Source organism: Acidovorax sp. NN32 (genome assembly GCF_057597245.1).
In genome coordinates this window covers 3,214,143-3,239,579 of sequence record NZ_CP199679.1, presented here as the reverse complement: position 1 = coordinate 3,239,579, position 25,437 = coordinate 3,214,143, and the positions used below count along the sequence as shown (strand labels likewise).

General features: G+C 64.7%; 20 protein-coding genes. 2 read left to right on the top strand and 18 right to left on the bottom strand.

The genetic code is table 11. The features are described from left to right. Positions 1-19 precede the first annotated feature (19 nt). Positions 20-529 carry a TRAP transporter small permease gene (locus ACT89O_RS15040; RefSeq protein ID WP_121420420.1) on the bottom strand — a complete coding sequence of 170 codons (510 nt, stop codon included), beginning with the start codon at positions 527-529 and terminating at the stop codon, positions 20-22. Between the two features lie 18 nt (positions 530-547). After that, positions 548-1,531: a TRAP transporter substrate-binding protein gene (locus ACT89O_RS15035; protein ID WP_055402541.1), complete on the bottom strand. Its 984-nt coding sequence runs from the start codon at positions 1,529-1,531 to the stop codon at positions 548-550. A 187-nt stretch (positions 1,532-1,718) separates the two neighbouring features. Between ACT89O_RS15035 and ACT89O_RS15030 the strand changes: the two genes are divergently transcribed. Both ACT89O_RS15030 and ACT89O_RS15025 read left to right on the top strand, forming a co-directional pair. Further along, positions 1,719-2,255: a winged helix DNA-binding protein gene (locus tag ACT89O_RS15030; RefSeq protein ID WP_487260468.1), complete on the top strand. Its 537-nt coding sequence runs from the start codon at positions 1,719-1,721 to the stop codon at positions 2,253-2,255. Positions 2,256-2,334: 79 nt separating this feature from the next. Beyond that, complete coding sequence (locus ACT89O_RS15025) at positions 2,335-5,985, top strand: hydantoinase B/oxoprolinase family protein (protein WP_487260467.1); 3,651 nt, start codon at positions 2,335-2,337, stop codon at positions 5,983-5,985. Positions 5,986-6,036: 51 nt separating this feature from the next. On the opposite strand, the gene mnhG is transcribed toward ACT89O_RS15025, so the two are convergent. From mnhG to gyrA, 16 genes are all read right to left on the bottom strand, one after another. Then, entirely contained in the window at positions 6,037-6,429 is a 393-nt protein-coding gene (gene mnhG, locus ACT89O_RS15020) for a monovalent cation/H(+) antiporter subunit G (RefSeq protein ID WP_487260466.1), read from the bottom strand. After that, the gene (locus ACT89O_RS15015; protein WP_055402533.1) at positions 6,426-6,704 is read right to left on the bottom strand and encodes a K+/H+ antiporter subunit F; all 279 of its coding nucleotides are present in this window, start codon (positions 6,702-6,704) and stop codon (positions 6,426-6,428) included. Before ACT89O_RS15015 ends, mnhG begins: the two co-directional genes overlap by 4 nt. Then, a complete protein-coding gene (locus tag ACT89O_RS15010) occupies positions 6,701-7,231 on the bottom strand; it encodes a Na+/H+ antiporter subunit E (protein WP_487260465.1) in 531 nt (176 codons plus the stop codon). Before ACT89O_RS15010 ends, ACT89O_RS15015 begins: the two co-directional genes overlap by 4 nt. Next, complete coding sequence (locus ACT89O_RS15005) at positions 7,228-8,955, bottom strand: monovalent cation/H+ antiporter subunit D (protein WP_487260464.1); 1,728 nt, start codon at positions 8,953-8,955, stop codon at positions 7,228-7,230. The genes ACT89O_RS15010 and ACT89O_RS15005 overlap by 4 nt, the downstream gene beginning before the upstream one ends. Continuing rightward, positions 8,952-9,317: a Na+/H+ antiporter subunit C gene (locus ACT89O_RS15000; protein WP_015014440.1), complete on the bottom strand. Its 366-nt coding sequence runs from the start codon at positions 9,315-9,317 to the stop codon at positions 8,952-8,954. Before ACT89O_RS15000 ends, ACT89O_RS15005 begins: the two co-directional genes overlap by 4 nt. After that, positions 9,308-12,274, bottom strand: a complete 2,967-nt coding sequence (locus ACT89O_RS14995; protein WP_487260463.1) for a monovalent cation/H+ antiporter subunit A — start codon at positions 12,272-12,274, stop codon at positions 9,308-9,310. The genes ACT89O_RS15000 and ACT89O_RS14995 overlap by 10 nt, the downstream gene beginning before the upstream one ends. Positions 12,275-12,659: 385 nt before the next feature. Further along, positions 12,660-13,124, bottom strand: coding sequence for a ComEA family DNA-binding protein (locus ACT89O_RS14990; protein WP_487260462.1), 465 nt, complete (start codon positions 13,122-13,124; stop codon positions 12,660-12,662). Between the two features lie 40 nt (positions 13,125-13,164). Next, entirely contained in the window at positions 13,165-14,322 is a 1,158-nt protein-coding gene (gene lapB, locus ACT89O_RS14985; protein WP_487260461.1) for a lipopolysaccharide assembly protein LapB, read from the bottom strand. Next, positions 14,312-14,641, bottom strand: coding sequence for a LapA family protein (locus tag ACT89O_RS14980; RefSeq protein ID WP_055402518.1), 330 nt, complete (start codon positions 14,639-14,641; stop codon positions 14,312-14,314). The genes lapB and ACT89O_RS14980 overlap by 11 nt, the downstream gene beginning before the upstream one ends. Positions 14,642-14,762: 121 nt before the next feature. Then, on the bottom strand, positions 14,763-15,098 hold the full coding sequence (locus ACT89O_RS14975; RefSeq protein WP_455423998.1) for an integration host factor subunit beta: 336 nt from the start codon (positions 15,096-15,098) through the stop codon (positions 14,763-14,765). Positions 15,099-15,236: 138 nt separating this feature from the next. Then, positions 15,237-16,937: a 30S ribosomal protein S1 gene (gene rpsA / locus ACT89O_RS14970; protein WP_304439398.1), complete on the bottom strand. Its 1,701-nt coding sequence runs from the start codon at positions 16,935-16,937 to the stop codon at positions 15,237-15,239. 191 nt (positions 16,938-17,128) lie between these two features. Then, entirely contained in the window at positions 17,129-19,171 is a 2,043-nt protein-coding gene (locus ACT89O_RS14965; protein ID WP_487260460.1) for a bifunctional 3-phosphoshikimate 1-carboxyvinyltransferase/cytidylate kinase, read from the bottom strand. Between the two features lie 135 nt (positions 19,172-19,306). Continuing rightward, a complete protein-coding gene (locus ACT89O_RS14960) occupies positions 19,307-20,179 on the bottom strand; it encodes a prephenate dehydrogenase (protein ID WP_055402512.1) in 873 nt (290 codons plus the stop codon). A 12-nt stretch (positions 20,180-20,191) separates the two neighbouring features. After that, the gene (gene pheA / locus ACT89O_RS14955; protein ID WP_218300002.1) at positions 20,192-21,289 is read right to left on the bottom strand and encodes a prephenate dehydratase; all 1,098 of its coding nucleotides are present in this window, start codon (positions 21,287-21,289) and stop codon (positions 20,192-20,194) included. Between the two features lie 54 nt (positions 21,290-21,343). Next, positions 21,344-22,453, bottom strand: a complete 1,110-nt coding sequence (serC, locus tag ACT89O_RS14950) for a 3-phosphoserine/phosphohydroxythreonine transaminase (RefSeq protein WP_121506109.1) — start codon at positions 22,451-22,453, stop codon at positions 21,344-21,346. A gap of 106 nt (positions 22,454-22,559) precedes the next feature. Beyond that, entirely contained in the window at positions 22,560-25,226 is a 2,667-nt protein-coding gene (gene gyrA / locus ACT89O_RS14945; RefSeq protein WP_121506110.1) for a DNA gyrase subunit A, read from the bottom strand. Positions 25,227-25,437: the final 211 nt, after the last annotated feature.

Genomic DNA, 25,437 nt, shown 5'->3' with positions numbered 1-25,437 from the left:
GTAGATGGGCCTGGTTGTCTTATTCATTGCGCAAGGCTTCGCCGGGATGGGCGTCGGCGCGTTTGTTCATCACCTCCAGCACCAGCTCGTCGATGAAGGCGATGGCCAGAATCACCGTGCCCACGGCCATGGCGATCTGGGGAATCCACAGGGGGGTGGCATCGCTGCCGGTGGAGATGTCGTGGAACTCGTGCGACTGCCAGGCCAGCTTGCAGCTGTACACCGCAAACAGCACGGCCAGAAGCGTGGCAATCGCCAGGGCCCAGATCTCAAAGGCCTTCTTTGCGCCGCCCTTCAAAAAGTTGAGCAGCAGCGTGACGCGGATGTGTTCGCCGCGCTTCAAGGTGTGGGCCAGCGCCAGAAAACCTGCAGCCGCCATCAGATAGCCTGCGTAGGCATCCGTGCCCGGCACGTGGAAGTGGAACTGCCGGCTGGCGATGGACAGCAGCACCATGCCCAGCAGGCCGACCATGAAAAGCGCCGCCAGGGCGGCGGCGCTGTCGTACAGAAAGTCCAGCAGACGACGCATTTGCGTGGATGCCCGAGCTTACTTGCGGTAGGCGTCAATCAGCGCCTTGCCTTCGGGGCCGGCCTTGTCCAGCCATTCCTTGAGCATGGTGTCGCCGACCTTGGCCATGTCGGCCTTCAGTGCGGCGGGCGGCGCTTCTACCGCCATGCCATTGGCCTTGAGCTTGGCGATGGTGTCGGTGTTGACCTTGGCGCTGGCAGCCCAGCCGCGTGCTTCGGCGTCGGCACCGGCCTTGAGCAGGGCGTCCTGGCTGGGCTTGTCCAGCGCGTCAAAGGCCTTCTTGTTCACCAGCACGGCGTTCTTGGGCAGCCAGGCCTGGGTGTCGTAGTAGAACTTGAGGTGCTCATATAGCTTGCTGTCCACGCCGGTGGCGCCCGAGGTCATCGTCGATTCGACCACGCCCGTGGCGAGGGCCTGCGAGAACTCTGCGGCCTGCACTGTCACCGGCTGTGCACCCACCAGCTCGGCAATGCGGGCGGTGGCGGGGCTGTAGGCGCGCCACTTGATGCCCTTGAGGTCGGCGGCCGAGGCCAGGGGCTTCTTGGTGTAGATGCCTTGCGGAGGCCAGGCCACGGCATACAGCAGCACCATGCCTTGTTCGGCCAGCTTCTTCTCGAGGAAGGGCTTTTGCGCAGCGTAGAGCTTCTTGGAGGCGTCGTAGCTGTCGGCCAGGAAGGGCAGGCCGTCCACACCAAACAGCTGCCATTCGTTCTGGAAGTTGGCCAGCAGGATCTCGCCCATCTGCGCCTGACCACCTTGCACGGCGCGCTTGATTTCGGGGGCCTTGAACAGCGCGGCGTTGGCATGCACCGTGATCTTGAGCTTGCCGCCCGTGGCCTTGTCTACATCGCCGGCCAACTGCACCATGTTCTCGGTGTGGAAGTTGGTGGCTGGGTAGGCGGCCGCCAGATCCCACTTGGTCTGGGCGAATGCCGAGGTGGCAGACAGGCCCGCCGCCAGGGTCAGGGCAAGTGCGGTCACGGGGAAGATTCGACGCTTCATGGATATTGCTCCGCAGAGTTGTATGTACAAGATTGGATGTAACAAATCACTGTATCGGAAGCCGATCCGATTGCGATAGGTGTTTTGCCTAAACGCTGACAAATTGCCAACAAATTACCATCGACTTGCCTACAATGCCCCATGCATATCCCGTGCCAATGACAGAACCCGTAGGCCCGAAACCTCCATGAAATCTGACGCCAAGTCCAAGGCCAAAACCGACTCCGGCCCCATCGTGTCATCGGCACACCTGGTGTCGGCACAGAGCGCAGAAATGAGCGAGTTCGAATTCGGCCTCATCGTGGCGGGCAATGCCTTCCACCGCTGGGTGGTGCACTGCATGGCAGCGGCGGGGCTCAAGGACTTGACGCCACTGGATGTGGTGGTGCTGCACCATGTCACGCACCGCGCGCGCGACAAGCGCCTGGCCGACATCTGCTTCATCATGAATGTGGAAGACACGCACCTGGTGAACTACGCGCTGAAAAAGCTGCAGAACCTGGGCGTCGTGGCCTCGCAGAAGAACGGCAAGGAAGTGACCTACGCTGCCACCGATGTGGGCCGTGCCTACGTGCAGCGCTACCGCGAGATCCGCGAGAGCTGCCTGATCGACGCCCTGAAAGCCGACGACGCGCTCAACCGCGACATCGGCGAGCTGGCCCGGTTGCTGCGTGTGCTCTCAGGCATGTACGACCAGGCGGCGCGCTCGGCGGCATCCCTTTGATCGGCGCAGAATTTTGAATAAAACCATGCTCTAGCGCTTATCTGATAAGCGCTTGCAGCTATCAAAAAGATAGTTATTCATGTCCCACCAAGTTTCACCCATGTCCCGCTGGCAGTTCTGGATCGACCGGGGAGGCACCTTCACCGACGTGGTGGGCAAGCGCCCGGACGGCAGCCTCGTCACGCACAAGCTGCTGTCCGAGAACCCCGAGCAGTACAAGGACGCGGCTGTCGCAGGCATCCGCCACCTGCTCGGTTTGAAGCCCGGCGAACCCGTGACGCCCGCACTGGTAGAGTGCGTGAAGATGGGCACCACCGTGGCCACCAACGCGCTCTTGGAGCGCAAGGGCGAGCCCACGCTGCTCATCACCACCAAGGGCTTCAAGGACGCGCTGCGCATCGCCTACCAGAACCGCCCGCGTCTGTTCGACCGCCACATCGTGCTGCCCGAGCTGCTGTATGAGCGCGTGATCGAGGCGCAGGAGCGTGTGGGCGCGCGGGGCGAGGTGATCGAGCCGCTGGACGAAGCCCACCTGAAGGAACGCCTGTGGGCGGCCTACGACGCGGGCCTGCGCAGCGCGGCCATCGTGTTCATGCACGGCTACCGCTACACCGCACACGAAGAGGCTGCAGCCCGCATCGCGCGCGAAATCGGCTTTACGCAGGTCAGCGCATCGCATGCCACCAGCCCCATGATGAAGCTGGTGAGCCGGGGCGACACCACGGTGGTGGATGCGTACCTGTCGCCCATCCTGCGCCGCTATGTGGACCAGGTGGCCAGCGAAATGCCGGGCGTGAAGCTGTTCTTCATGCAGTCGTCGGGCGGCCTCACGGATGCGCAGGTGTTCCAGGGCAAGGATGCGATCCTCTCTGGCCCGGCGGGCGGCATCGTCGGCATGGCACGCACTGCCGGGCTCGCGGGCCACGACAAGGTCATCGGCTTTGACATGGGGGGCACCAGCACCGACGTGAGCCACTACGCGGGCGAGTTCGAGCGCGAGTTCGAGACCCAGGTGGCGGGCGTGCGCATGCGCGCGCCCATGATGAGCATCCACACCGTGGCAGCCGGGGGCGGCTCCATCCTCGGCTTTGATGGCGCACGCTTCCGCGTGGGCCCCGAAAGCGCGGGCGCAAACCCTGGCCCCGCCAGCTACCGCCGTGGCGGCCCGCTGGCCGTGACGGATGCGAACGTGATGGTGGGCAAGATCCAGCCCGCGCACTTTCCCAAGGTGTTTGGCCATGCGGCCAATGAGGCACTCGATGGCGATGCCGTGGCGCAGAAGTTTGGCGACCTCGCCACGCAGACTGGCCGCAGCGCGGAGGATGTGGCCCACGGCTTTATCCAGATCGCTGTGCAGCAAATGGCCAATGCGATCAAGAAGATCAGCGTAGCGCGCGGGTATGACGTGACGCGCTACACGCTGCAATGCTTTGGCGGCGCGGGCGGCCAGCATGCGTGTTTGGTGGCCGATGCTTTAGGCATGACGCGCGTGTTTGTGCATCCGCTGGCGGGCGTGCTGAGCGCCTACGGCATGGGCCTGGCCGACCAGAACGTGATCCGCGAACAGGCGGTGGAGGCCAAGCTCGCGCCCGAGGCGCTGGCAGGCATTGAGGCCACGCTGGAGCAACTGACCACCATCGCACGCACCGAGCTGGAGCGCCAGCAGATGGGCGCGGGCACAGCCGTGGTGCACCGCCGCGTGCATGTGCGCTACGAGGGCAGCGACTCGGCACTCATCGTGCCGTTTGGCTCGCTGGCCGAAATCACCGCCGCGTTCGAGAACGCTTACCGCCAGCGTTTTGCGTTCCTCATGCAGGGCAAGGGCCTGGTGGTGGAGGCCGTGTCCGTCGAGGCCGTGGTGCCCGGCGATGCCCCCGTGGAGCCACGCCACACGCTGCAGCCCGCACGCGAGGTGCCGCGCCGCAGCACCGTGCGCATGTACACCGGCGGTGTGGACGGCGTGCCCGCGTGGCACGACGCGGCGCTGGTGGTGCGCGAGGACCTGCGTCCCGGCGACGTGATCCCCGGCCCGGCCATCATTGCCGAGAAGAACGCTACAACAATAGTAGAGCCCGGCTGGGAGGCCGCGCTGACCGACCTGGACCACCTGCTGCTCAACCGCCGTGTGGCGCGCGCCGTGCAGCATGCCGTGGGCACCACGGTGGACCCGGTGCTGCTGGAGGTGTTCAACAACCTGTTCATGAACATTGCCGAGCAGATGGGGCTGCAGCTGCAGAACACGGCGTACTCGGTGAACATCAAAGAGCGCCTGGACTTCAGCTGCGCGCTGTTTGACACCGCAGGCAACCTGATCGCCAACGCGCCCCACATGCCCGTGCACCTGGGCAGCATGGGCGAGAGCATCAAGACCGTGATCCGCGAGAACGCGGGCCGCATGCAGCCCGGCGATGTGTTCGTCCTCAACGACCCGTACCACGGCGGCACGCACTTGCCCGACATCACGGTCATCACGCCGGTCTACATCGCCGACGAGGCCACGCCCACGTTCTATGTGGGCAGCCGGGGCCACCACGCCGATGTGGGCGGCACCACGCCGGGCTCCATGCCACCGTTCTCGACCCGCATCGAGGAAGAGGGCGTGCAGATCAACAACGTGAAGCTGGTGGAGCGCGGCGTGCTGCGCGAGGCAGAGATGATTGCGCTGCTCGAAAGCGGCGAGTACCCCAGCCGCAACCCGCAGCAGAACATGGCCGATTTGCGCGCGCAGATTGCGGCCAACGAAAAGGGCCAGCAGGAGCTGCGCCGCATGGTGGCCGAGTTTGGCCTCGATGTCGTGTTGGCCTACATGCGCCATGTGCAGGACAACGCCGAAGAGTCCGTGCGCCGCGTCATCACACGGCTCAAGGACGGTGCGTTCACGCTGCCGCTGGACAACGGCGCACAGATCAGCGTGGCGGTGAAAGTGGATGCAGCGAGTCGCAGCGCCACCATCGATTTCACCGGCACCAGCGCGCAGCAGACGAACAATTTCAACGCGCCTACGGCGGTGTGCATGGCGGCGGTGCTGTATGTGTTCCGCACACTGGTGGATGACGACATTCCGCTCAACGCCGGTTGCCTGAAGCCGCTCAACGTGATCATCCCGCCGGGCAGCATGCTCAACCCCAACCCCCCAGCCTCGGTGGTGGCGGGCAATGTGGAGACCTCCACCTGCATCACCAACGCGCTGTATGGCGCATTGGGCCTGATGGCGGCGGGGCAGTGCACCATGAACAACTTCACCTTTGGTAGCACGCGCTACCAGTATTACGAGACCATCTCGGGGGGCAGCGGCGCGGGCGGCGTGTGGGATGCCAACGGGCAGCTCACTGGCGGTTTTGCAGGCACCAGCGTCGTGCAATGCCACATGACCAACTCGCGCCTCACGGACCCTGAAGTGCTGGAGTTCCGCTTTCCGGTGCGGCTGGAGGGTTACGAGATTCGCAAGGGCTCGGGCGGCGCCGGGCGGTGGAAAGGCGGCGACGGCGGCGTGCGCCGTGTGCGCTTCCTGGAGCCGATGACGGCCAGCATCCTGTCGAACGGCCGCCACCATGGCGCGTTTGGCATGGCAGGCGGCCAGCCGGGTGCCGTGGGCATCAACAAGGTGGTTCGCAGCGATGGCCGGGTGGAGCTGCTGGACCATATCGGCCAGGCCGAAATGCTGCCGGGCGACGTGTTTGAAATCCACACGCCGGGCGGCGGCGGTTTTGGATCTTCAGACCAAAAGTAGGAGTCAAAATGGCTGTTTGCGCGCGTCCATCAAGCGCAAGCAGCTATCAAATCAGGAGTCTTTGCCTTCTGCGGGGGCCTTGGGCTGGCTGAGGCTGGGCGGCACGTCCAGCCCCATCTGCCGCGCGCGGAACAGCGCCGCGCGCATCAAGAAGATCGACATGATCGGCACCGTGATCGCCACAAACACGGCGATCAGCAGCGCATGCAGCGCCAGGCTGCGGTCGGCCACCGAGAAGTACAGCACCGTGCCATGCATGATCAGCCAGCAGCCCAGCGTGGCGATGATGGCAGGCGCGTGCACCCGTTCAAAAAACGTGGGCAGGCGCAGCAAGCCGGTGGAGCCCAGCAGCGCCAGCCCGGCGCCCGCCAGCACCAGAACGGCCACGATGATTTCAAGCCAGAGCGGCAGCACGGCGGCGGCAGTGGTGGCGGCTTCGGTCATTCGATCACCTCGCCACGCAGCAGGAACTTGGCCATGGCCATGGAGCCGACAAAGCTGAACAGCGCCAGCAGCAGCGCGGCCTCGAAGTAGTTCTTGCTGCCATACAGCAGGCCCAGCACCAGCATCACCAGCATGCCGCTCAGGTACATGCAGTCGAGCGCCAGCACGCGGTCTTGTGCGGAGGGGCCCTTGAGCAGGCGGATCAGCGCGCAGCCCATGGCCAGGGCCAGCATGAACAGGGCGATGGGGAGGGCCCAATCCAGTATCGGGGTCATTCAAAAATCTCCATCAAAGGGGCCTCGTAGCGCCGCTTCACGTCGGCGATCACGGTGGGCGCGTCGTCCAGTTCCAGCACATGCAGCAGCAGCACGCTGCGGTCCAGCGACAGCTCGGCCCAGGCCGTGCCAGGGGTGATGCAGACGATCATCGCCAGCACGGCCAGTGCGTTGGGGTCGCGTACGTCCAGGGGGATGTGCACAAACCCGGCAGGGTGGCGCCTGCGGCCGGGCGCCAGCAGCAGGCGCGCCACGGCCAGGTTGGAACGGGTGGTGTCGGCCACCACCGTGAAGGCCAGGCGCAGCACGGCGCCGGGTTTGCGCACGCGCACCGGCAGCGGCCGCAGCCCGGCAGTGAGCAGCGGAATCGCCAGTGCCAGCACGCTGCCCAGCACAAAATGCCCGGCACTCAGGCTGCGGTTGAGCAGCAGCCACAGGCCCAGCAGCGCCAGCGACAGCAGGGGTGCGGGCACCAGCCGCTTGAAGGGCCGGGGCGATGTGGATGTGGGAAGGGGCTCTGGCTTCATGGCAGGTTGCCCCCCGGTGTGGTGGCGGGCTTGGGCGGGTTGAGCACGGGCTCAGCGGTCATCACCGCGCGCATGTAGCCAGCGGGCGCGTGCAATGCGTCGGCCGTTGCCTGGGTGTAGCGCATCACGGAGCCGGCCTGCCAGGCCAGCGCCGCGCAGGCACCCAGCAGCAGGGCAATCGGCAAGCCTTCCAGTACCAGCAGCTTGGGGACCGACCGATCATGTGCGGCCCAGAAATGGCGGATGCCTGCACGGGTCAAGGCCACCAGCGCCAGCAGGCCCGAGGTCACCAGCAGGGCCACCAGCGTCCAGCCCGCCGCGCCCAGCTGGAACCCGCTGGACGCGCCCAGCCCCAGAGGGTTGAGCAGCGCATGCACCATGGCGAACTTGCCCACAAACCCTGGCAGGGGTGGCAGGCCTGCAATGACCAGCGTGCAGGCGATAAAGGCCAGGCCCAGGAAGGCAGCGGCCGCAGGGATCACCTCGCCGATGAGCGCCTCCTCCTTGTCGTCGAGGTTCATGCCTTCGGTGGGCACCAGATCGGCCGACAGGAACGGCGCGTCGTCGGTCTGCTCGTAGGGTGCGAGGTTGGAGCCGTCGTTGCGCCAGCGGTCGATCAGGTCGGTCAGCAGGAAGAGGGCGCTCACCGCCAGCGTGGAGCTGAGCAGGTAGTACAGCAGTCCGCCTGTGAGCAGGTTCTGGCCGAAGCCCACGGCCGCCAGCAGCGTGCCCGACGACAGGACGGCGCTGAAGCCCGCCAGGTGCCCCAGGCGCTGCGAGCCCAGCATGCCGATGGCGCCAAAGGCCATGGTGAGCAGGCCGCCGCCAATCAGCCACTGGCTGCCAAACTGGGCCGATTCACCGGCCTCGGGGCCAAACAACAGCGTCCACAGCCGCAGCACGCTGTACACGCCCACCTTGGTCATCAGCGCAAACAGTGCGCCCACGGGCGCCGTGGCCGCGCTGTAGGCGGGTACCAGCCAGAAGTTGAGCGGCCACACGGCGGCCTTGATGAGGAACGCGACCGCCAGAATCGCAGCGGCCGCATGCAGCAGCCCCCGGTCTGCCACGGCCACACCCGCAATGCTCCGGGCCAGGTCGGCCATGTTGAGCGTGCCGGTGATGCCGTACAGCATCGACACCCCGATGAGGAACAGCGAAGATGCGGCGAGGTTGATGGCGATGTAGTGCAGCCCCGCCGATACGCGCGGGCGGCCCGAGCCGTGCAGCAGCAGCCCGTAGGATGCCGCCAGCATGATCTCGAAGAACACAAACAGGTTGAACAGGTCGGCCGTGAGGAACGCGCCTGCCAGCCCCATGAGCTGGAACTGGAACAGCGGGTGAAAGTGCACGCCCGCGCGGTGCCAGCGCGCCGCAGAGAACAGCACGGTGGCCAGCGCCACGGTGCTGCACAGCACCAGCATCATGGCCGAGAGCCGGTCGATGGTGAGCACGATGCCAAAGGGCGCGGGCCAGTTGCCGGGCAGGTACACGCCCAGGCCGCCTGGCAGGCTGGGGTCCTTGGCCTGCACCAGCAGCAGCACGGCCACCACCAGGCCCAGAAAGGTCGAGGTGATGTTGAGCGTGACCTTGGTGCGCTGGCGCTCTTCGCGCAGCAGCAGCATGAGCCCGGCCGTGAGCAGGGGCAGCGCAATGGGCGCAAGGATCAGGTGCGGCATCAACCACGCGGTGATCGATGCGGTGATGCTGGTGCCTCCCGTCATGGCATTTCCTGCACGTCTTTACCCTTGGTGCCGTCCACATGGTCGGTGCCCGCCATGCCACGCGATGCCAGCAACACTACGAGGAAGAGGGCGGTCATGGCAAAGCCGATGACGATGGCCGTGAGCGTGAGTGCCTGGGGCATGGGGTCGGCATAGTGGGCCAGGTCTTGCGGCACCCCGGGCTGCAGCACGGGCTCCTTGTCAATCGCGAGGCCCAGGCGGCCCATGCTGAAGATGAAGAGGTTGACGGCATACGACAGCAGCGACAGGCCCATGATGACCTGGAAGGTGCGTGGGCGCAGCAGCAGCCACACACCCGAGCCGGTGAGCACGCCAATGGCCAGGGCCAGTATCAGTTCCATGCAGTTTCTCCCCGGGTGGTGGGCACCGTGGCGGCAGCGGCCTGTTCTGCCGCCTCGTCGTCGGCGCGCGCATTGTTGTAGCGGTGGCTGCGCACCGACTGGTGGGCAATGCCGGTGAGGATGAGCATGGTGGAGCCCACCACCAGGGTGAACACGCCAATGTCGAAGAACAGCGCGCTGGCCACATGGATCTCGCCCACCACAGGCAGCGCAAAGTGCGCGGTGTGGCTGGTGAGGAACGGGTAGCCCCAGGCCAACGCCCCCAGTCCGGTGGCCAGTGCCGTCAGCAGGCCCATGCCGATCCAGCGGCGTGGGTACAGCGGCAGGTGGGCCTCGACCCACGAGGTGCCCGAAACGATGTACTGCAGCAGCAGCGCCACCGAGAACACCAGCCCTGCCACAAACCCGCCGCCGGGCTCGTTGTGGCCGCGCATGAAGAGGTAGACCGCGACCAGCGTGGCAAACGGCAGCATCAGCCGCACCAGCACCGCAGGCACCATGAGGTATCCGACGGCGGTGTCGGCGGTCTGGCGCGGGTTGGTCAGGTCGGTGTCCACATCGGCGGGCAGTGCGCGCTGCTGGGGCGGCAGGTCCATCACCTCGCGCGCAGGGCGGAAGCGCCGCAGCAGCGCATACACCGTGAGCGCCACAATGCCCAGTACCACGATCTCGCCAAAGGTGTCAAAGCCCCGGAAGTCCACCAGCATGACGTTGACCACGTTGGTGCCGCCCCCGTCGGTAAGGGCGCGCTCCAGGAAGAAGGTGGAGGTGCTGTCGGGGAAAGGGCGGCTCATCATCGCGAACGACAACAGCGCCATGCCTGCGCCCGCGCTCAACGCCAGTGCCAGGTCCCGGTAGCGGCGCAGCTGGGTCCGGCGCTCTTCGGCCAGGGTGGGCACGCGCAGGCTTTCGTCGCGGCGGGGCAGCCAGCGCAGGCCCAGCAGGATGAGGATGGTGGTCACGATCTCCACCACGATCTGTGTGAGCGCGAGGTCGGGCGCCGAGAACCACAAAAAGGTCAGGCACACACACAGGCCCGAGCCGCCCAGCAGCGTGAGGGCGGCCAGCCGGTGGTACTTGGCCTGCCAGGCCGCCGCCACGGCGCACACGGCGCCCAGCAGCCACAGCAGCGCAAACGTGGGCGACAGCGGCAACTGCACGCGGTCGCCAATTGGCAGTCCCCGCGCCCACAGGGGCAGGGTACCCGCCACCAGGGCCGCTGCGGCCAGCCACAGCATCTGCCACTGCAGGCGGCTGGTGCCCAGCAGGCGGCGGCCGTTGCGGCCCGCCAGCGTGAGGGCGGCCAGCAGGTGCTCGAACATGCGCTGGCCGCTCAGGTGGTGCATGAGGGGCGGTGCATCCAGCATGCCGCGCGCGCGCTGGCGCCGCAGCAGCGCATACAGCGCAATGCCACCGCCCAATGCCACCAGGCTCATTACAAACGGGGTATTAAAGCCATGCCACACCGCCAGGCTGTACGTGGGCAGCTCGCCCCCCACCACGGGCCGCGCGGCAGCGGACAGGTAGGCCCCCACAGACCATGCTGGCAACGTGCCCACCACCAGGCAGGCCAGCACCAGTAGTTCGACCGGAACGCGCATCCAGTGCGGTGGCTCATGCGGCGGGCGCGGCAGGTCGGTAGCGGGTGGGCCAAAGAACACGTCCACCGTGAAGCGCAGCGAGTACGCCACGCTGAACATGCCGGCCACTGTGGCGGCGACGGGCAGCAGCCATTCGAGCATCGGCGTGGTGTTCACGTACACCGTCTCGGCAAAGAACATTTCCTTGGACAGGAAGCCGTTGAGCAGCGGCACGCCCGCCATGGCCGCGCTGGCCACCATGGCCAGGGTGGCGGTGATGGGCATCATCCTGCGCAGGCCCGACAGGCGCCGTATGTCGCGCGTGCCGCTTTCATGGTCCACGATGCCCACAGCCATGAACAGCGAGGCCTTGAAGGTCGCGTGGTTCATGATGTGGAACACGGCCGCCACGGCGGCCAGCGGGCTGTTGAGGCCCAGCAGCAGGGTGATGAGGCCCAGGTGCGAGATGGTCGAGTAGGCCAGCAGGCCCTTGAGGTCGTTCTGGAACATGGCCGCGTAACCGCCCACCAGCAGCGTGGCCAGGCCCGCACCGCCCACCAGCCAGAACCACTCTTCTGTGCCCGACAGTGCGGGCCACAGCCGGGCCATCAGGAACACACCGGCCTTCACCATGGTGGCCGAGTGCAGATAGGCCGACACGGGCGTGGGCGCGGCCATGGCGTGGGGCAGCCAGAATTGGAACGGGAACTGTGCGCTTTTGGTGAGCGCGCCCAGCAGGATCAGCACCAGGGCCGTGAGGTACAGCGGATGGTTCTGGATGAGCTGCCCGGCCGCGAGCACATGGTCCAGGTCATAGCTGCCCACGATGTGGCCCAGCACCAGCATGCCCGCCAGCATGGCCAGCCCGCCTGTGCCCGTCACCGTGAGCGCCATGCGCGCACCGCGCCGCGCATCCTTGCGGTGGTGCCAGTAGCCGATCAGCAGGAAGGAAAACAGGCTGGTCAGCTCCCAGAAGAACGCAATCTGGATGATGTTGCCCGACAGCACCACACCCGCCATCGCTCCCATGAACGCCAGAAAAAACGAGAAGAAGCGTGGCACCGGGTCGGCGGCCGACATGTAGTAGCGCGCATACAGCACCACCAGGCTACCCACGCCGAGCACCAGCATGCAGAACATCCACGCAAAGCCATCCATGCGGATGACGAGGTTCAGGCCCAGGGCAGGGAGCCAAGCCAGCTCTTGCCGGAGCACGCCGCCGTCTGCAATCTGTGGGAAGCAGAGCGCCGCCTGCACCGTGCAGAACAAGGCAATGAGCCCGGCGAGCGTGGACTCGGTGTTGCGGGCATTGGCGGGCAACACTGCCGCCAGCAGGCTGCCGATGAAGGGGAGGAGGATGAGGGTGATCAGGGGCATGCGCGAATGATTCTAGGGCGTGTCCCCCTTCAATTCCCCCACGCGCTGGCGGTGCAATGCGGATGGATGCGCGAAGGGGGGCGCGGCCAATAGCCTGGCTATTGGCAAGCCGCCCGACAAAGCAGACGCCGCATTGCGCAGCCAGCCCGAAGGGAAAGCCAGCCAGGCCGCACATTGCGTCGTTGCCCTTCGCTTGTGTAGCCAAGCTATACGGCGCTCAGGGCGCCTAGCACTGCACGGCCTGGATGGCTTTCGCGTGGGGGAATTGAAGGGGGACACGCCCTGGGGGCAGCCCCTAAAAACCCTGCCCAGCCCTTACTGCCGAGCTTGTGGTGGGTGCAAAAAAAAAGCCCGCTGGAGCGGGCTTGCTGCTTGTGAAGTCTGCTTAGTTTTTGCTAGCGCTGGCTGCTGGGGTAGCGGCAGAGGCGGGGGCTGCAGGTGCCGCTGTTGGTGGTGTGGCTGGTGCTGCGGCGGTCTTGTCTGCGCTGCTGCGGGCCTTGCGTTCTGTGCCCTGGTGGCTGGCGGTTTTTTCTTTCTCTTTCTGTTTGCTCTTGGCTTCCGCCTTGGCGGCGGCTGCTGCGCTGTACTTCTTGCCGTTGACGGTCAGGCCTTCTTTGGAGAAGTTCACGGCGCTTTTGTTGCCCACGCCACCCACGCGGCCAATGAAGTCGGCCCAGTCCTTGAAGGGGGCGCTCTTGCGCTCTTCCAGGATGCGGCCCGACAGGCCGGGCCCGATGCCCTTGATGCCGTCGAGTTCGGCTTCGGTGGCGGTGTTCACGTCCACGGCGGCGAAGGCGGCGGTGGTGGCCAGCAGCAAAGTGGCGATCAGGGTCAGCAGTGTCTTCAGCATGGTGGCGGGTGTCCTTGGCGTGGAGGGCTGGAATGGCGGGTCAGAGTTCTTCGACGCGGCGCGCGGGGTAGCTGTCCCAGGTCTGGCAGCCAGGGCATTGCCAGAAATGCTGGCGCGCTTCAAAGCCGCAGGCCGCGCAGCGGTAGCGTGTGAGGGGTTTCACGGCATGCTCCAGCGCCCGCTGGACCTGGGGGTGGAACTCCTCGTGCTCCAGCTTTTCGGTGGCCAGCCATTTGGCGGCGGCCACCAGCGAGCGTTCCTTGTCCAGATGCTCCACATAGCGCTGCCGGGCGGAACCGCTGGTGGTGGCGTCGGCGGCCTCCATGGCCACGATGCTCTCCAGCACGTCGAGCGAGGGTGCCTGTTCATAGTGGGCCTGCAGCAGGCCATGGACCTCGGCGGTGCGCCCGCTGGCCGTGGCGGCTTCGACCATCAGCGGGGCGGCCAGAGGCAAGGCCGCAGGGTTGCGTTCACCCAGCGTCTTGAGCGTGGCCAGCACGGCGGCGGGTTGGCCCATGAGGCGCTGCAGGCGCGCCAGCTCAATGCGCGCGCGTGCAGCTTCAGGGGCGGCGGCCACCGCCTGTTCCAGCAATGCCTGGGCGGTCGGCAGATCGCCCTGCGCAATCAGGGCCAGTGCCTGTTCGCACAGGTAATGTGCCTGCCGGGTGCTGAAATCGCCCTGGTCGGCATCGTGCATCTTGCGGGCAATGGTGGCGGCGTGTGGCCAGTCGCGCGAGCGTTCATAAATGGCCAGCAGGGCCAGGCGGGCCTGGGCCTCGAAGGGCGTGCCTTCCAGGCGGCGCAGGGCGTCTTCCGCGCGGTCGAGCAGCCCGGCCTTGAGGAAGTCGAGCGCCAGCGCGTGCTGGGCACGTTCGCGGTCGGTGCGGGAGAGGTCGCCGCGCGAGAGCAGGTGCTCGTGCACGCGCACGGCGCGGTCGTATTCGCCCCGGCGGCGGAACAGATTGCCGAGGGCAAAGTGCAGTTCAGACGTATCGGGATCGTTCTGCACGGCCTCGATGAAGGCGTCGATGGCCTGGTCCTGCTGCTCGTTGAGCAGGAAGTTCAGGCCTTTGAAGTAGGCCTTGGGCGCGCGGCGGTTTTCTGCACGCAGTTGGCGCAGGTCAAAACGCGAAGCCAGCCAGCCCAGCACAAAGGCCACGGGCAGACCCAGCAGGATCCAGGTCAGGTCAAATTCCATGGGCTGAAGGCAGGTCGGGCGGTGGTGGCGGGGCGGGGGGCATGGAGCCCGCTGCTGCGGAGGATGCCACAGGCGTGGGCGCTGCCACCGCTGCATGGGCGCGTCGCGCTGCGGTGCGGTGCCTCCACCAGCGCGGCACCATGCCCAGCACTCCCACGGCCAGGCCTGCTGAAAATGCGGTCAACACCACCAGCACCAACGGCGCGCGCCATTGTGTGCCAAAGAAGAAGTGCACGGTGGCGTCCTGCTGGTTGTTCAGCGCGAAGGCAAACAGCGTAAAAAAAATGGCTGCCTTGAGCAGCCACAGGAGGTATTTCATCGGTCTCCCCAGTGGTGGGGCGATTCTAAGAGCTTGTGCCTGCTGGGCCGCATGGCCCTTGCAGGATAAATATTCAAGTCAAATAGGCCTCTGGCGCTTATCTGTAAAGCGCGAGCAGCTATTATTTTTGAATGGTTGTGCTGCTGGCGGCACCGGAGTTTTCTTCCATCTCGGCGGTGCGCTTGTCCACGGCTTCACGCAGGGCCTTGCCAGGCTTGAAATGGGGCACCCGTTTTTCGGGGATGGCCACGGCCTCGCCGCTGCGCGGATTACGTCCCATGCGGGGTGGGCGGTGGTTGACCGAGAAGCTGCCAAAGCCCCGGATCTCGATGCGGTGCCCACGCACCAGGGCCTCGCCCACGGCGTCCAGGATGGTCTTGACGGCGTATTCGGCATCTCGATGGGTGAGCTGACCAAAGCGCGCGGCCAGTTCTTCAACGAGGTCTGAGCGGGTCATGGAATCTTGGGGCATGGGCAGGCTGCGCGTGGGCAGGTCTTTGCTGAAAAAAGAGCGGGCGCCGAGGCGCCCGCAGTCTGACCGTACAAGGAGCCTTACCGCGCAATGTGCGCTGAGGCTCCTCAACGGGTCAGCGCTTTACTTTTCCGAGTTGTCCAGCTTGGCGCGCAGCAGGGCGCCCAGGCTGGTCGTGCCGGCGCTTTCGCGGCTGGACTGTTGGCTCAGGTTGGCCATGGCGCCTTGTTCGTCAGCCATGTCCTTTTGCTTGATCGACAGCTGGATGTTGCGGGTCTTGCGATCCACGTTCACCACCACGGCCGTGACTTCGTCGCCTTCCTTGAGCACGTTGCGGGCATCTTCCACGCGGTCGCGGGAGATTTCCGAAGCGCGCAGGTAGCCAACGATGTCTTCGCCGAGGTCGATTTCAGCGCCACGGGCGTCCACGGTCTTGACCTTGCCGGTCACCGTCTGGCCCTTGTCGTTCACGGTCACGAAGGTCGTGAATGGGTCGCCGTCGAGCTGCTTGATGCCCAGCGAGATGCGTTCACGGTCCACGTCCACGGCCAGCACGATGGCTTCCACTTCCTGGCCCTTCTTGTAGTTACGAACTGCGGCTTCGCCAGCTTCGTTCCACGACAGGTCAGACAGGTGAACCAGGCCGTCGATGCCGGCAGCCAGGCCCACGAACACGCCGAAGTCGGTGATCGACTTGATAGGACCCTTCACGCGGTCGCCGCGCTTCGTGTCCTGTGCGAATTCTTGCCATGGGTTGGCCTTGCACTGCTTCATGCCCAGGCTGATACGGCGCTTGTCTTCGTCGATTTCGAGGACCATGACTTCGACTTCGTCGCCCAGCGAAACCAGCTTGGCGGGAGCGATGTTCTTGTTGGTCCAGTCCATTTCAGACACGTGCACCAGGCCTTCGATGCCGGGTTCGAGTTCGACGAACGCGCCGTAGTCGGCAATGTTCGTGATCTTGCCGAACAGGCGGGTACCTTGTGGGTAGCGGCGGTTCACGCCCATCCATGGGTCGTCGCCCATTTGCTTCAGACCCAGGGACACGCGGTTCTTTTCGGTGTCGAACTTCAGGATCTTGGCCGTGATTTCCTGGCCAGCCGTCACCACTTCGGAGGGGTGACGCACGCGGCGCCATGCCATGTCGGTGATGTGCAGCAGGCCGTCGATGCCGCCCAGGTCCACGAACGCACCGTATTCGGTGATGTTCTTGACCACGCCTTGAACGATGGAGCCTTCCTTCAGGGTTTCCATCAGCTTGGCGCGCTCTTCGCCCATGGAGGCTTCCACCACAGCGCGGCGGCTCAGCACCACGTTGTTGCGCTTGCGGTCCAGCTTGATGACCTTGAATTCCATGGTCTTGTTTTCGTACGGCGTCAGATCCTTGATCGGACGGGTATCGATCAGCGAACCGGGCAGGAATGCGCGGATGCCGTTGACCAGAACGGTCAGACCGCCCTTGACCTTGCCGCTGGTCGTGCCAGTGACGAATTCGCCGGATTCGAGGGCCTTTTCCAGGCTCATCCACGAAGCCAGACGCTTGGCGGTGTCGCGCGACAGGATGGTGTCGCCGTAGCCGTTTTCGATGGAGCCAATGGCCACCGACACGAAGTCACCCACTTGGACTTCGACTTCGCCCTTGTCGTTCTTGAACTCTTCCAGCGGCACGTAGGCTTCGGACTTGAGGCCAGCGTTCACGACCACGAAGTTGTGCTCAACGCGCACGACTTCAGCGGTGATGACTTCGCCTGGGCGCATTTCCGTGCGCTGCAAAGATTCTTCAAAAAGGGCGGCAAAAGATTCGGACATGTGTTTCCTTGCCACAAACAGGATTCCAGTAGCACCATTGCTACTGTTTTTATAGCTGCTTGCGGTGGTTTTTTGCGGTAGAACCGCGGGTTAGGTTATCGATCCACACAACCTGTGCGCTGGCGCGCGAGAGGAGTTGCGTGGGCCTGTGGCAAGGCCTTTCAGCATTGCCTGTGGAGCCCGTTCTAAAAAAGGCTCCACACGTTTCAACCCTGCGCAGACCCTGCGAAAGGTTGACGCTCTTGCCACCAGGCCAGCACCTTTTCAACGGCTTGTTCAATCGTCAAATCGGAGTTGTCCAGGACCAGAGCGTCCTGCGCGGGCTTGAGAGGTGCAACGCTGCGGGTGCTGTCCCGGGCGTCGCGCGCTTCCAGATCTGCGCGGAGGTCTGCGATACTAGCCGAAAAACCCTTTGAAATCAACTGTTTATAACGGCGCTCGGCGCGGCAGGCGGCGCTGGCCGTCAAATAGACCTTCAAAGGGGCGTCCGGGAAGATCACCGTCCCCATGTCCCGGCCGTCGGCGACCAGCCCCGGCAGACGCTGGAAGCTGTGTTGCAGATCCACGAGCGCCCCCCGCACGGCGGGCAGGGCAGAGACGCGGGATGCGTTCATGCCGGCCTCTTCGGTGCGGATGGCTTCCGTTACATCGTCGCTGCCCAGCCACACCCGGCCCCCTTCGAAACGCACGGGCAGCGTCTGCGCCAAGGCGGCGATGCGGGCTTCGTGCTCGGGGTTGATGACCAAGCCAACGCGCAGGGCGGCAAGGGCCGTGATGCGGTACATCGCCCCAGAGTCCAGAAACCGGTAGCCCAGTTGCTGCGCAACCGCTGCGGCCACGGTGCCCTTGCCCGAGGCGGTGGGGCCGTCGATGCAGATCACCGGGATGTGGCCAGTGGCAGTGCTTGCCACCGAGAACAGGGCTTCAAAGTAATCCGGGAAGGTCTTCGCCACGCATTTGGGGTCTTCAATGCGCACGGGCAGGCTCGCTGGGTTGAACGCCGCCAGCGAGAAACACATGGCCACGCGGTGGTCGTCGTAGGTGTGGATGCTGGCTGCTTTCCAGTCTTGGACTTGGGCAGGTGGCGTGACGCGGATGAAGTCCGCCCCTTCTTCCACCGTGGCTCCGAGCTTGCGCAGTTCGTTGGCCATGGCGGCGATGCGGTCGGTTTCCTTCACGCGCCAGCTGGCGATGTTGCGCAGCGTGGTGGTGCCCTCGGCATACAGCGCCATCACGGCCAGCGTCATGGCGGCATCGGGGATGTGGTTGCAGTCCAGGTCAATGGCCTTGAGCGGCCAGCCCTGGCCCGGTTCACCCCGCTGGATGTGCAGCCAGTTGGGGCCACCGGTGACCACGGCACCCATGGCGCGGGCGGCATCGACAAAGCGGATGTCGCCCTGGATCGAATCGAGGCCCACGCCTTGAATTTTGATGCCATTCTGGCCGCCAGCGCTTGATGTGATTGCGCCAAGCGCTATGAAATAGCTAGCAGATGATGCGTCGGCCTCGACGTGGATGGTGCCGGGCGACTGGTAGCGGCTGCCCGCCGCAATCGTGAACCGCTGCCAGTTCTGGTGCTCGACCACGATGCCGAAGCGCGCCAGAAGCTGGAGGGTTATGGCGATGTAGGGCTTGGAGATCAATTCCCCCACCACATCGATCACGATGTTCTGGGTGCCAGCCGCCAGTGGCAATGCCATGAGCAGAGCGGTCAGGAACTGGCTGGACACATCGCCGCGCACGCGGATTGGCTCTGCCAGTGCCAGCGCAGGGACGCCATTGGCGTGGGCGATGCGCAGCGGCGGGTAGCCGTCGTTCCCCAGGTAGTCGATCTGGCAACCCAGCTGGCGCAGTGCATCCACCAGGTCGCCAATAGGGCGCTCGTGCATGCGCGGGACGCCCGACAGCTCGAATTCACCGCCCAGCAAGGCCAGTGCGGCCGTCAGCGGGCGCATGGCAGTGCCAGCATTGCCCATGAAGAGCTTGGCCGGCGACTGCGGTGCGCGGCCGCCCAGGCCCGTGATGTGCACGGTGCTGCCAGCCTCGTCCACGGTGCAGCCAATCTGGCGCAGCCCATCGAGCATGACGCGGGTGTCGTCGGACGCCAGCAGGTCGTGCACGGTGGTGGTGCCATTGCTCAGCGCCGCCAGCAGCAACACGCGGTTGGAAATGCTCTTGGAGCCCGGCAGGTGGACTTCACCTGCAGCGGCTTGCAGGGGGGGCAGGTCAATAAATGCGGTGCTGTACATCGGTATCTTTCGTCCATTGGTCCAAGCGCCCGTCATTACTGGCGCAGGCCCATCCCAGTGCACCCGTGGAACTGGCTTTGCCAGGCCACTGGGTGCGTCCCCCTCGGGGGAAGGCGCCGCAGGCGACTCAGGGGGTTACTTTCTCTTCGCACCCATGCGCCAATGCGCCCGGGTCTCGCTGGCCAGCGTCAGCATGTCTTCCAGCGCCTGGGCATCGCCCTTTTGCATGGCCTGCTCGATGGTGTGCAGTGCCTGCTGGAACAGTTTGGACTGGGCGATCAGCTCGTCGCGGTTGGACAGCAGGATGTCGCGCCACACCTTGGGATCACTGGCTGCAATGCGCGTGAAGTCCCGGAACCCCGGGCCCGCCAGCGACAGGAAGTCGTCTCCGGTGTCCTGGCCCGTGATGCTGTTCATCATCGCAAAGGCGAGTACATGGGGCAGGTGACTGACAGCTGCAAACGCCGCATCGTGCGACTCGGGCGACATGCTGGTCACACGGCTGCCCAGGGCCGTCCAGATGTCCTGGGCTTTTTGCAGCTGCGCGGTGAAGGTGCGTTCGGTGGGCGTCAGGATCACCTGGCGCCCGCTGTAGAGATCGGCCTCGGCGTGTTCCACGCCCGACACTTCGCGCCCGGTGATGGGATGTGCGGGCACAAACGAGCCCACCTGATCGCGCAATGCGCGGCGTGCGGCCTGCACCACATCGGCCTTGGTGGAGCCCACGTCCATGATCAGCATCTGGGGGGTGACCAGGTGCTTGATGGCCTTGAGCGTGGCTTCGGTGGCGGCCACGGGCACGGCCACCAGCACAATGTCAGCGCCAGCAACGGCCAGCAAGGCGGACGGCGCCTCGACATCGATCACACCCAGCTGACGGGCGCGGTCGGTGGTGGAAGGTGATTTGCTGTAACCCACCACGCGTTTGACCAGGCCGGCCTTCTTCATGGCCAGGGCGAATGAGCCTCCCATGAGCCCGCAGCCGATCAGTCCCAGTTGTTCGAACATGGCGACGGCTCCTTATGACGAGACAGGGTAGGTGCCCAGGACCTTGTAGAACGCGCACAGGCTGCGCAGTTCTTCCAGCGCCCTGGCCACATGGGGCTGGGCAGGATGGCCGTCGAGATCGATGTAGAAGTAATACTCCCACTGGCCGGTGCGGGCGGGGCGCGATTCGAATCGCGTCATGGACACACCGTGCGTCTTGAGTGGCACCAGCAGGTCGTGCACGGCGCCAGGGCGGTTGGGCACCGACACCACAAGGCTGGTGCAGTCCTTGCCCGAGGGCGGTGGCGTCTGCAGCGTGTGCGGCAGGCAGATGATGGCGAAGCGGGTGCGGTTGTAGGCGTCGTCCTGAATGGCGTGGGAGACGATGTGCAAGCCGAACTGAGTGGCTGCGCGTTCGCTGGAGAGTGCCGCCCAGGCAGGGTTGGTGGTGGCCAGGCGTGCGCCTTCGGCATTGCTGGACACCGGGCGGCGCTCGGCATGCGGCAGGTGCTTGGACAGCCATGCCTGGCATTGTGCGAGCGCTTGCGGATGGGCCAGTACCACCTCAATGCCATCCAGTGAGTTGCTGGTGCGCAGCAGGTTGTGGCGCACGAGCAGGCTGACTTCGCCCACCACGTGGGTGGGGGTGTGCAGGAAGAGGTCGAGCGAGCGGGTGACCACGCCTTCGGTAGAGTTCTCCACGCCCACGACGCCGTACTGCGCGCTGCCAGCGGCTGTGGCGTGGAACACTTCGTCGAAGTTGGCGCAGTACATCAGGTCGGCCGCGCCGCCAAAGAACTCGATCGCTGCCTGCTCGCAGAACGTGCCCTCGGGGCCGAGCACGGCCACACGCTGGGGCGATTCGAGCGCAAGGCAGGCGGACATGATCTCGCGCCAGATGGCAGCGACGTGCGCACCCTTGAGCGGCCCAGGGTTGGCATGGGTGATCTTGTCGATGACCTGGGCTACACGGTCGGGTCGGAAAAAGGGCGTGCCTTCGCGCTTCTTGACTTCACCCACCTGTTCGGCCACGAGCGCCCGTTGGTTCAGCAGCGTGAGCAGTTGCTGGTCGATGCTGTCGATCTGCACGCGCAGGCTGGCGAGGTCGGGTGAGGCTTGCGGAGTGTTCATGGATGGGGAAATTTCGGTGCGCTGTCGCGAAAACGTGGGTGGGCCGTAGTCCGCTCAGGCGTGTTTTTGTTCAAATTCTCGCATGTAGTCCACCAGCGCCTGCACGCCCGCCAGGGGCATGGCGTTGTAGATGCTGGCGCGCATGCCGCCCACGGACTTGTGGCCCTTGAGCTGCAGCAGGCCGCGCTCCTTGGCGCCGACCAGGAAGGCTTCGTTGCGGCTTTCGTCGCGCAGGAAGAACGGGATGTTCATGCGCGAGCGGCAGTTGGCAGCCACCTTGTTCACATACAACTGCGAACTGTCGATGGCTTTGTAGAGAAGATCCGCCTTGGCCATGTTGCGCTGTTCCATGGCTGCCACACCGCTCAAGGCCCCTTCGGTCTGGCGCTTGAGCCACTGGAAGGTGAGGCCTGCAACGTAGATGCCCCAGGTGGGGGGGGTGTTGAACATGGATTGGTTTTCTGCCACCACGCGGTAGTCAAACGCGCTGGGGCAGGCGGGCAGGGCGTGGCCCAGCAGGTCCTCGCGCACGATCACCAGCGTGAGGCCTGCAGGCCCGAGGTTCTTCTGCGCACCGCCAAAGGCAAGTCCGACACGTGACCAGTCCACCGGCCGCGATGCGACATGGGAAGAGAAGTCAATGATCAGCGGTGCATCGCTGCCCAGCGCCTTCAGGTCGGGCAACTCGTGGAACTCGGTGCCATTGATGGTTTCGTTGCTGCAGATGTGCAAATAGCTCGCGCCCCGGCTCACCGTCCAGGAGGCCGGGTCGGGCACGGTGGTGAAGCCGGTGTCTTCGGAGGAGGCCACGATGTTCACTTCGGATGCGTATTTGCGCGCTTCCTTCTGCGACTTTTGGCTCCAGCTGCCAGTCACCACAAAATCAACCACACCGGCCCGCGAGAGATTGAGCGGGACGATCGCGTTCTCGGCCAGGCCACCGCCTTGCATGAACAGGATCTTGAAGTTGGCTGGTACGGCCAGAAGCTCGCGCAGATCGGCTTCCGCCTGTTCGTAGATCGACAGGAACTCTTTGCCCCGATGGCTCATTTCCATCACGCCCATGCCGCTGCCATGCCAGTCCAGCATCTCGGCGGCGGCCTGCTCCAGGACTTCGGTGGGTATGGCGGCCGGGCCGGCCGAGAAGTTATATGGGCGTTTCATTTTTTGGTCAAAAAGGCTGCTGGCGCTTATCAGATAAGCGCTAGCAGCTTCAGTTTTAATAGCGCAATGGGTGCTGCGCCGTCGGGGCAGCACCCGCTGGTCTGACTCAAGCGTCTGGTGGTTCCGGGGTTTCGGCGGCTGGCGGGTTTCCGTCGTTGGCGTTGCCTTCGATTTCGCCCTCAGCCACATTGGCATCGTTTTCAACAATACGTTGCAGCCCGCTGAGCTTGGAGCCTTCGTCCAATGCGATCAGTGTGACACCCTGCGTGGCGCGGCCCAGTTCGCGGATCTCGGAGACGCGGGTGCGCACCAGCACGCCCTTGTCGGTGATCAGCATGATCTCGTCGTCAGCATGCACCAGCGTGGCGGCCACCACCTTGCCATTGCGCTCGCTTTGCTGGATGGCGATCATGCCCTTGGTGCCCCGGCCGTGGCGGGTGTATTCGGTGATGCTGGTGCGCTTGCCATAGCCGTTTTCGGTGGCGGTGAGCACGCTCTGGGTTTCGTCCTCGGCGACCAGCATGGCGATCACGCTCTGGCCGTCTTCCAGCATCATGCCGCGTACGCCACGTGCCGCACGGCCCAGTGGGCGCACGTCGTTTTCGTCGAAACGCACGGCCTTGCCGCCATCACTGAACAGCATCACGTCGTGTTTGCCATCGGTGAGGGCGGCGCCGATCAGGTAGTCGCCATCATCCAGGTTGACGGCGATGATGCCGCCCTTGCGCGGGTTGCTGAATTCATCCAGCGCCGTTTTCTTCACGGTACCCATGCTGGTGCCCATGAACACATAGCGGTCGGCCGGGAAAGTGCGCATGTCGCCGGTCAGTGGCAACACGACGTTGATTTTTTCGCCGTCTTGCAGCGGGAACATGTTCACGATGGGGCGGCCACGCGATCCGCGCGAGCCGGCGGGCACTTCCCAGACCTTGAGCCAGTACAGGCGGCCTCGGTTGGAGAAGCACAGGATGTAGTCGTGCGTGTTGGCGATGAAGAGCTGGTCGATCCAGTCGTCTTCCTTGGTCGCCGTGGCCTGCTTGCCGCGTCCGCCGCGCTTCTGGGCACGGTATTCGGACAGGGGCTGGCTCTTGATGTAGCCGGTGTGGCTGAGTGTGACCACCATGTCGGTGGGGGTGATCAGGTCCTCGGTGGAGAGGTCCTGCGCGCTGTACTCGACGATGCTGCGGCGAGCTCCCAGCTTGTGCTGGCCGAACTCGGTCTTGATGGAGGTGAGTTCTTCGCCAATGATGGTGGAGACGCGCTCGGGCTTGGCCAGGATGTCCAGCAGGTCTTCGATGACCGCCATGACCTCCTTGTACTCGGCGACGATCTTGTCCTGCTCCAGGCCAGTCAGGCGCTGCAGTCGCATCTGCAGGATTTCCTGGGCCTGCGTTTCCGACAGGCGGTACAGGCCGTCCTGGCCCATGCCGAATTCTTTTTCGAGGCCGTCGGGGCGATAGTCGTCAGCATTGATCACGCCACCGTCGGCACGCGTGCGGGTGAGCATCTCGCGCACCAGCTTGCTGTCCCAGGGGCGGGCCATCAGCTCGGCCTTGGCCACCGGCGGGGTGGGTGCGTTGCGGATGATGGCGATGAAGTCGTCGATGTTGGCCAGCGCCACGGCCAGGCCTTCGAGCACGTGGCCACGGTCGCGCGCCTTGCGCAGCTCGAACACTGTGCGGCGGGTGACCACTTCACGGCGGTGCTGCAAAAAGACGCTGATCAGGTCGCGCAGGTTGCACAGGCGGGGCTGGCCGTCGATCAACGCCACCATGTTCATGCCGAACGTGTCCTGCAGCTGCGTCTGCTTGTACAGGTTGTTGAGCACTACCTCGGGCACTTCGCCGCGCTTGAGTTCAATCACCAAGCGCATGCCCGACTTGTCAGACTCGTCCTGGATGTGGCTGATGCCTTCGATCTTCTTCTCGTGCACCAGCTCGGCCATGCGCTCCTGCAGCGTCTTTTTGTTGACCTGGTAGGGCAGCTCATCGACGATGATGGCCTGGCGCTGGCCCCGGTCGATGTCCTCAAAATGGCACTTGGCGCGCATGATCACACGCCCGCGCCCCGTGCGGTAACCGTCTTTGACGCCGTTGATGCCATAGATGATGCCGGCCGTGGGGAAGTCGGGCGCGGGAATGATCTCCATCAGCTCATCAACCGTGGCATCGGGGTTGCGCAGCATGTGCAGGCAGCCATCGACCACTTCATTGAGGTTGTGGGGCGGGATATTGGTGGCCATGCCCACGGCAATACCGGCCGAACCGTTGACCAGCAGATTCGGGAGCTTGCTGGGCAATACCAGCGGTTCCTTTTCGCTGCCGTCGTAGTTGGGGCCGAAATCGACGGTTTCCTTATCGATATCGCCCAGCATTTCATGCGCGATTTTGGCCAGGCGGATTTCGGTATACCGCATCGCTGCGGCGTTATCGCCATCCACCGATCCGAAATTTCCTTGGCCGTCCACCAGCATATGGCGCAGCGAAAAATCCTGTGCCATCCGCACGATGGTGTCGTATACAGCGGAATCACCGTGCGGGTGGTATTTACCAATCACGTCGCCTACGATACGGGCCGACTTTTTATAAGGCCGGTTCCAATCGTTGTTGAGCTCGTGCATCGCAAAAAGCACGCGGCGGTGCACCGGCTTCAAGCCGTCGCGCGCGTCGGGCAGGGCCCGGCCCACGATCACGCTCATCGCGTAATCAAGGTAACTGCGCCGCATCTCTTCTTCGAGGCTGATCGGCAGGGTTTCTTTGGCAAACTGGGTCATTGGGGACTGCGGTGGCGGCGAAGGAGAACCATTTTAGAGGTAAGACCGTGTAGCGACCACGCAACATATCGAAGCAATTCCGGTTTTGTCCTACGGGCCCCAGGCGGGTGCCCCCGCTTTTGCCCTGTTACGTATGGCACAATCGTTTGAACGCTTTGGGTGATGGTCACTCCAAGCGTCCTGATTCGCAGCGCGGCTGCGGCTTTTTCCC

Bases quoted from the DNA above. Each gene is read 5' to 3' on its own strand.
- pheA (WP_218300002.1), bottom strand. From the start codon at position 21,289: ATGAACACTCCGCAAGCCTCACCCGACCTCGCCAGCCTGCGCGTGCAG.
- serC (WP_121506109.1), bottom strand. From the start codon at position 22,453: ATGAAACGCCCATATAACTTCTCGGCCGGCCCGGCCGCCATACCCACC.
- ACT89O_RS15005 (WP_487260464.1), bottom strand. From the start codon at position 8,955: ATGACGGGAGGCACCAGCATCACCGCATCGATCACCGCGTGGTTGATG.
- ACT89O_RS15030 (WP_487260468.1), top strand. From the start codon at position 1,719: ATGAAATCTGACGCCAAGTCCAAGGCCAAAACCGACTCCGGCCCCATC.
- mnhG (WP_487260466.1), bottom strand. From the start codon at position 6,429: ATGACCGAAGCCGCCACCACTGCCGCCGCCGTGCTGCCGCTCTGGCTT.
- ACT89O_RS14995 (WP_487260463.1), bottom strand. From the start codon at position 12,274: ATGCCCCTGATCACCCTCATCCTCCTCCCCTTCATCGGCAGCCTGCTG.
- ACT89O_RS14960 (WP_055402512.1), bottom strand. From the start codon at position 20,179: ATGTTCGAACAACTGGGACTGATCGGCTGCGGGCTCATGGGAGGCTCA.
- ACT89O_RS15015 (WP_055402533.1), bottom strand. From the start codon at position 6,704: ATGACCCCGATACTGGATTGGGCCCTCCCCATCGCCCTGTTCATGCTG.
- ACT89O_RS14990 (WP_487260462.1), bottom strand. From the start codon at position 13,124: ATGCTGAAGACACTGCTGACCCTGATCGCCACTTTGCTGCTGGCCACC.
- ACT89O_RS15010 (WP_487260465.1), bottom strand. From the start codon at position 7,231: ATGAAGCCAGAGCCCCTTCCCACATCCACATCGCCCCGGCCCTTCAAG.
- gyrA (WP_121506110.1), bottom strand. From the start codon at position 25,226: ATGACCCAGTTTGCCAAAGAAACCCTGCCGATCAGCCTCGAAGAAGAG.
- ACT89O_RS15025 (WP_487260467.1), top strand. From the start codon at position 2,335: ATGTCCCACCAAGTTTCACCCATGTCCCGCTGGCAGTTCTGGATCGAC.
- ACT89O_RS15040 (WP_121420420.1), bottom strand. From the start codon at position 529: ATGCGTCGTCTGCTGGACTTTCTGTACGACAGCGCCGCCGCCCTGGCG.
- ACT89O_RS15000 (WP_015014440.1), bottom strand. From the start codon at position 9,317: ATGGAACTGATACTGGCCCTGGCCATTGGCGTGCTCACCGGCTCGGGT.
- lapB (WP_487260461.1), bottom strand. From the start codon at position 14,322: ATGGAATTTGACCTGACCTGGATCCTGCTGGGTCTGCCCGTGGCCTTT.
- ACT89O_RS14965 (WP_487260460.1), bottom strand. From the start codon at position 19,171: ATGTACAGCACCGCATTTATTGACCTGCCCCCCCTGCAAGCCGCTGCA.
- ACT89O_RS14975 (WP_455423998.1), bottom strand. From the start codon at position 15,098: ATGACCCGCTCAGACCTCGTTGAAGAACTGGCCGCGCGCTTTGGTCAG.
- ACT89O_RS14980 (WP_055402518.1), bottom strand. From the start codon at position 14,641: ATGAAATACCTCCTGTGGCTGCTCAAGGCAGCCATTTTTTTTACGCTG.
- ACT89O_RS15035 (WP_055402541.1), bottom strand. From the start codon at position 1,531: ATGAAGCGTCGAATCTTCCCCGTGACCGCACTTGCCCTGACCCTGGCG.